Origin of the sequence: Mycobacterium sp. (assembly GCF_049280035.1) — a bacterium.
In the GTDB taxonomy this organism is placed as follows: Bacteria; Actinomycetota; Actinomycetes; order Mycobacteriales; family Mycobacteriaceae; genus Mycobacterium.
In genome coordinates this window covers 1-6,393 of record NZ_JBAPPI010000633.1, presented here as the reverse complement: position 1 = coordinate 6,393, position 6,393 = coordinate 1, and the positions used below count along the sequence as shown (strand labels likewise).

Below are 6,393 nucleotides of genomic sequence, written 5' to 3'. Positions count from 1 at the left end.
GTCGAGGCCCGCCGACGCGGCATCCCGGTCGTACTGCGGCCGGCGGTGCTGGCCAAGCTGATGGCCGGACGCACCACGCTGATGGTCACCGGCACGCACGGCAAGACGACGACCACGTCAATGCTCATCGTGGCGCTGCAGCATTGCGGGCGGGACCCGTCCTTCGCGGTCGGCGGTGAGATGGGCGAGGCCGGCACCAACGCCCACCACGGCAGCGGTGACTGCTTTGTCGCCGAAGCCGACGAGAGCGACGGCTCGCTGCTGGAGTACACCCCGAATGTCGCGGTGGTCACCAACATCGAGGCAGACCATTTGGACTTCTTCGGCAGTCCCGATGCCTACACCGCGGTGTTCGACTCCTTTGCGGAGCGGATTGCGCCCGGCGGCGCGCTGGTGGTCTGTACCGACGATCCGGGGGCTGCCGCCCTGGCGGAACGTACTGCGGCGCTGGGGATACGGGTGCTGCGGTATGGCTCGTCGCGCGACCGCCCGGGGGCCGAGTTGGACGGAGCGTTGTTGTCCTGGGAACAGCAGGGGACCGGGGCGGTCGCGCACGTCAAGCTGGCCGGCGAGATCCATCCGTGGGTGATGCGGCTGTCGGTGCCCGGCCGACACATGGCGCTCAATGCGTTGGGCTCGCTGCTGGCGGCGATCGAGATCGGCGCTCCCGCCGACTGTGTGCTCGACGGGCTGGCCGGTTTCGAAGGGGTGCGTCGTCGCTTCGAGTTGATCGGCACCGCGGCGTCGGTGCGGGTGTTCGACGACTATGCCCATCACCCGACGGAGATCAGCGCCACGCTGGAGGCGGTCCGCACGTTGCTGGAGCAGAGCGGTATCGGCCGGTCGCTGGTGGTGTTTCAGCCGCATTTATATTCGCGGACAAAGGCTTTCGCCGCCGAATTTGGTCAGGCGCTCGACGCCGCCGACCAAGTTTTCGTGCTCGACGTCTACGGCGCACGCGAACAACCCCTTGCCGGTGTGAGTGGGGCAAGTGTCGCCGAGCACGTCAGCGTGCCGGTGCAGTCCCTGCCGGATTTCTCCTCGGTCGCCGAAGCGGTCGCCGCGGCGGCCGGCCCGGGTGATGTCGTTGTCACGATGGGCGCGGGCGATGTCACCATGCTTGGGCCGGAAATCCTGACCGCGCTGCGGGTGCGGGCCAACCGCAGCACGCCGGGCCGGCCGGGGGTGTTGTGGTGACCGAGCAGGACGGCGGCGTGCCGGCCGAAACGGGTGGCGATCCCGCCGCCGAAGCCACTGTCACCGAACCGATCGCTACCGCCGGTGGATCCGAGGACGCCGCGGCCGGCGAGGCCGCAGAGCCCGATGTGGTGGAGGGTCCCCGTCGACGGGCCAGGCGGGAACGCGCTGAGCGCCGCGCGGCGCAGGAGCGCGCGACGGCGATCGAGCAGGCTCGCCGGGAGGCCAAACGCCGGGCCAGCGGGCGTGCCGCGGACCCGGCCAAACCCGTTCCGCGCGGGGCGGTGCGTGGCTTGAAGCTGGTGCTCGCGACGGTGGGGCTGACCTTGCTCACCGTTGCACTGGGGCTGGTCCTCTACTTCACGCCGGTGATGTCTGCGCGCAGCATCATCGTCACCGGGATTGGGGCGGTGACCCGCGACGAGGTGCTCAATGTCGCGCAGGTCCGGCTCGGTACCCCGCTGTTGCAGATCAACACCGACGGGGTCGCCGACCGGGTGGCGGCCATTCGGCGGGTGGCGAGTGCGCGGGTGCAGCGCCAATACCCGTCGGCGCTGCGGATCACCGTCATCGAGCGGGTTCCGTTGGTGGTCAAGGACTTTCCCGACGGCCCGCATCTCTATGACCGCGACGGCGTCGACTTCGCGACCGCCCCGCCGCCACCGGCTTTGCCCTACATCGACGTCGACAACCCCGGGCCGACCGATCCGGCGACCAAGGCCGCGCTCGCGGTGTTGACCGCGCTGCGACCCGAGGTCGTCGGGCGGGTGAGCCGGATTGCCGCGCCGTCGGTCGCGTCGATCACCTTGACGCTCACCGATGGGCGCACGGTGATCTGGGGGACCAACGAGCGCACCGAAGAAAAGGCCGAGAAACTGGGCGCCCTATTGACCCAACCCGGCCGGGTCTACGACGTGTCCAGCCCTGATCTGCCGACCGTCAAGTAGCGACCTGGAGCGGTAGATCGGCGTCGGCCCGGCGAAAATTCGCTCGAAATTCGCCCGCGGATCCTCGGCGCGCCTGCGTCGATCGTGCGCGCGGCGGCAATACCGTTCTGTTTGCGCGAAACAACTTGACATAACTCTAACCCTTTAGTTGAGGTTGAGGTTTGCCAGGTCGTTACGCACTTAGGCCAAGCCCCACCGGGAGGAAGACACAATGATGACCCCGCCGCACAACTATCTGGCCGTCATCAAAGTCGTAGGGATCGGCGGCGGCGGCGTCAACGCCGTCAACCGGATGATCGAGCAGGGCCTCAAGGGTGTGGAGTTCATCGCGATCAACACCGACGCCCAGGCGCTGTTGATGAGCGACGCCGACGTCAAGCTCGACGTCGGGCGCGACTCGACCCGCGGGCTGGGCGCCGGCGCCGACCCCGAGGTCGGACGCAGGGCCGCCGACGACGCCAAGGACGAGATCGAGGAGCTGCTCCGCGGCGCCGACATGGTGTTCGTCACCGCCGGCGAGGGAGGCGGCACCGGCACCGGTGGGGCGCCCGTCGTCGCCAGCATCGCCCGCAAGCTGGGCGCATTGACCGTCGGTGTGGTCACGCGACCGTTCTCGTTCGAGGGCAAGCGGCGCGGCACCCAGGCCGAAAACGGCATCTCGTCGCTGCGAGAAAGCTGCGACACCCTCATCGTGATCCCCAACGACCGCCTGTTGCAGATGGGCGACGCCGCGGTTTCGCTGATGGACGCCTTCCGCAGCGCCGACGAGGTGCTGCTCAACGGTGTGCAGGGCATCACCGACTTGATCACCACGCCGGGGCTGATCAACGTCGACTTCGCCGACGTCAAGGGCATCATGTCCGGTGCCGGGACGGCGCTGATGGGCATCGGGTCGGCACGCGGCGACGGCCGCGCGCTCAAGGCCGCCGAGATCGCGATCAACTCGCCGCTGCTGGAAGCTTCGATGGAAGGCGCACAGGGTGTGCTGATGTCGATCGCCGGCGGCAGCGATTTGGGGCTGTTCGAGATCAACGAGGCGGCGTCGCTGGTGCAGGACGCCGCCCACCAGGACGCCAACATCATCTTCGGCACCGTGATCGACGACTCGCTCGGCGACGAAGTGCGGATCACCGTCATCGCGGCGGGTTTCGACGCGAGCGGCCCCGGCCGAAAACCGGTCGTGGGCAGCGGCCAGACCCAGGGCATTGCGCCGGGCAAGGCCGGCAAGGTCAGTTCGTCGCTGTTCGAGCCAGTCGACGCGGTCAGCGTGCCGTTGCAGACCAACGGCGCGACCCTGAACATCGGCGGCGAGGACGACGAGGACGTCGACGTGCCGCCTTTCATGCGGCGCTAACCGCGCCACGATGGGTGCCGCAGCATGCCGTCCGGCCGAGTCGGCGCTGGGCGAGCCGGATACTGGGTGTGTGAGCGTTCGTATCCGGCGGGTGACCACTACCCGCGCCGGCGGCGTCTCGGCGCCGCCGTTCGACACCTTCAACCTCGGTGACCATGTCGGCGATGACCCGGCCGCGGTGGCGGCCAACCGCCGGCGGCTGGCCGCCGCTATCGGCCTTGGCGCCGACCGGGTGGCGTGGATGAACCAGGTTCGCGGTGATCGGGTCGAGCTGGTCGACGGGCCGCGCAATACCCCGGTCGCGCACACCGACGCGCTCGTGACGAGCACGCCGCGGCTGGCCTTGGCGGTGGTGAGCGCAGATTGCGTGCCGGTGCTGCTGGCCGACGCGCGGGCCGGCGTCGTCGCCGCCGTGCACGCCGGTCGGGTCGGAGCGCGTGATGGCGTGGTAGCCCGCGCAGTCGAGGCCATGGTGGCCGCGGGTGCGCATGAACCTGACATCTCGGCGCTGCTGGGACCCGCGGTCAGCGGCCGCAATTACGAAGTTCCCGCGGCGATGGCCGATGAGGTTGAGGAGGCGTTGCCGGGCAGTCGCACCACCACCTCCAGTGGCACCCCCGGTCTGGACCTTCGTGCCGGAATCGCCTGTCAGCTCAAGGCTTTGGGTGTCGCCGCGATCGATGTGGACCCACGGTGCACGGTCGATGACCCCAGCCTGTTCAGTCATCGCCGAGACGCCCCGACCGGGCGGCTGGCGTCGGTGGTGTGGATCGAATGAACCAGGACTGTCGAGTGGCGGTAAAACTAACACCGCGACCGGAGCGGGAATCGGAATTGGCGGACGCTTTGACAGCGCTTCGATCGCGGCTCGCGGCGGCCGCCGAAGCGGCCGACCGTAAAGTCGACGAAATTCAACTTCTGCCTATTACCAAATTCTTTCCAGCAACCGATGTGGCAATTTTGTCGAGTTTGGGATGCACCGCCTTCGGCGAATCCCGCGAACAGGAGGCGGCGGCAAAGGCAGGTGAGGTCGCAAGGTTGCTGGGCGGCTCATCGATATCGCCAAAGACATCACCGAGCCTGCACTGGCACATGGTGGGCCAAATCCAGCGCAACAAAGCCCGGTCATTGGCCAACTGGGCGCACACCGCCCACTCGATCGGCAGTACCCGGGTGGTGTGGGCGCTTGACCGCGCTGTGGCAGCGGCACGCAGCGACGGACATCGAGACAATCCGCTGCGGGTTTACGTCCAGATCAGCCTCGACGGTGACGTGTCCCGAGGCGGCGTCGACGTCTCCGACGCGAAAGCCGTCGACGAAATCTGCGCGCAGGTCGAAGCCGCCGAATCCCTGGAATTGGTTGGGCTGATGGGCATCCCGCCGCTGGACTGGGATCCCGATACGGCGTTCGCGCGTCTGGAGTCGGAGCACCAGCGGGTACGCCGGGCCCATCCGAATGCGGTGGGATTGTCGGCCGGGATGTCCAACGACCTCGAAACTGCGGTCAAACATGGTTCGACGTGTGTGCGTGTCGGTACCGCGTTATTGGGCAGGAGACCGCTACCGTCACCCTAATTAGTCACTCCAGTCACATCTTCATCACAGACACCGCAACACCCAGAGCCTAGAAGGGGTCCAGGCGATGAGCACACTGCACAAGGTCAAGGCCTACTTCGGTATGGCTCCGATGGAGGACTACGACGACGAGTACTACGACGACCAAGCCCCGAACCGGGGCGGCTACCCCCGGCAGCGGTTTGCCGACGACGGGTACGGCCGCTATGACGGGCGCGACTACGACGATCCACGCGGCGAACCCGGCGAATTCGCGTCGGCCAGCTATCGCGGCGGCTATCCCGACGAGCACCGGTTCCGGGCGCATGAGTACGACCGCGGTGACCTGGGCCGGCCGCGCTTCGGGTCATTGCGGGGCTCGACCCGCGGCGCACTGGCGATGGATCCGCGCCGGATGGCGATGCTGTTCGACGAGAGCAGCCCACTGTCGAAGATCACCACGTTGCGGCCCAAGGACTACAGCGAGGCCCGCACCATCGGGGAGCGGTTCCGTGACGGCACCCCGGTGATCATGGACCTGGTCTCGATGGACAACGCCGACGCGAAGCGGCTGGTCGACTTCGCGGCGGGGTTGGCTTTTGCGCTGCGTGGTTCCTTCGACAAGGTCGCGACCAAGGTGTTTTTGCTCTCACCCGCCGACGTCGACGTCTCGCCCGAGGAGCGCCGGCGCATCGCCGAGACCGGCTTTTACGCCTACCAGTAGCCGCCTGCCTACGGGCGGGCCACGTTGCTGGACAAATGGGTATCGGCTGTTGGAGTGGGTAGGCTGGGCGTTGCCGTGCCGGCCCCAGCCGGGGCTGTCATCAAAGTCACATCGTCTTCATCACTAAGGTCGGGCTCTCGTTGACGCTGTTTGTGCACATCGTTGGTTTTGCGCTGTTTATCTTCTGGCTGTTGCTGATCGCTCGGGTTGTCGTCGAGTTCATCCGATCGTTCAGCCGGGACTGGCGCCCACGGGGTGCCACCGTGGTCATTCTAGAGATCATCCTGTCGGTCACCGACCCGCCGGTGAAGCTGCTACGTCGGCTGATACCGCAGCTCACTGTCGGTGCCGTCCGTTTTGACCTGTCCATCATGGTGCTGCTGCTGGTGGCTTTTATCGGGATGACAATGGCGCTGGACTACCACGCCTGAATCCGCGGCCACGGCTGGCGGTCAACTGCGGGCCGCCTGGACGGTTTGCGCGGGCTGCATTTCGTTGGCTTAAGGCGTTGATTTGTCGGTTCTTAATCTTTGAAATTCGGTCTTATTTATCGGGCGAATCGGCAACCGGCGGGTCTGGTGTGACAGGATGGGCGGCAGTTGCAGTATGGCTACGAC

The 6,393-nt window shown here is 67.0% G+C and carries 7 protein-coding genes; all 7 read left to right on the top strand.

Annotation, left to right across the window (positions count from 1 at the left end; genetic code table 11):
- Nucleotides 1-1,197 (top strand): UDP-N-acetylmuramate--L-alanine ligase (gene murC, locus WAN71_RS20265; protein ID WP_422227041.1); only part of this gene is annotated, 1,197 nt, incomplete at its 5' end.
- Nucleotides 1,194-2,144, top strand: a complete 951-nt coding sequence (locus tag WAN71_RS20260; protein WP_422227040.1) for a cell division protein FtsQ/DivIB — start codon at nt 1,194-1,196, stop codon at nt 2,142-2,144. The genes murC and WAN71_RS20260, both read left to right, overlap by 4 nt.
- 214 nt (nt 2,145-2,358) lie before the next feature.
- A complete protein-coding gene (gene ftsZ / locus WAN71_RS20255) occupies nt 2,359-3,498 on the top strand; it encodes a cell division protein FtsZ (RefSeq protein ID WP_422227042.1) in 1,140 nt (379 codons plus the stop codon).
- Between the two features lie 70 nt (nt 3,499-3,568).
- A complete protein-coding gene (pgeF, locus tag WAN71_RS20250; protein ID WP_422227039.1) occupies nt 3,569-4,276 on the top strand; it encodes a peptidoglycan editing factor PgeF in 708 nt (235 codons plus the stop codon).
- 14 nt (nt 4,277-4,290) lie between these two features.
- A complete protein-coding gene (locus WAN71_RS20245; RefSeq protein ID WP_422227038.1) occupies nt 4,291-5,073 on the top strand; it encodes a YggS family pyridoxal phosphate-dependent enzyme in 783 nt (260 codons plus the stop codon).
- 67 nt (nt 5,074-5,140) lie between these two features.
- Nucleotides 5,141-5,776 (top strand): cell division protein SepF, encoded by a 636-nt coding sequence (locus tag WAN71_RS20240; protein ID WP_422227037.1) that lies wholly within the window; start codon nt 5,141-5,143, stop codon nt 5,774-5,776.
- A gap of 140 nt (nt 5,777-5,916) precedes the next feature.
- A complete protein-coding gene (locus WAN71_RS20235; RefSeq protein ID WP_422227036.1) occupies nt 5,917-6,207 on the top strand; it encodes a YggT family protein in 291 nt (96 codons plus the stop codon).
- Nucleotides 6,208-6,393: the final 186 nt, after the last annotated feature.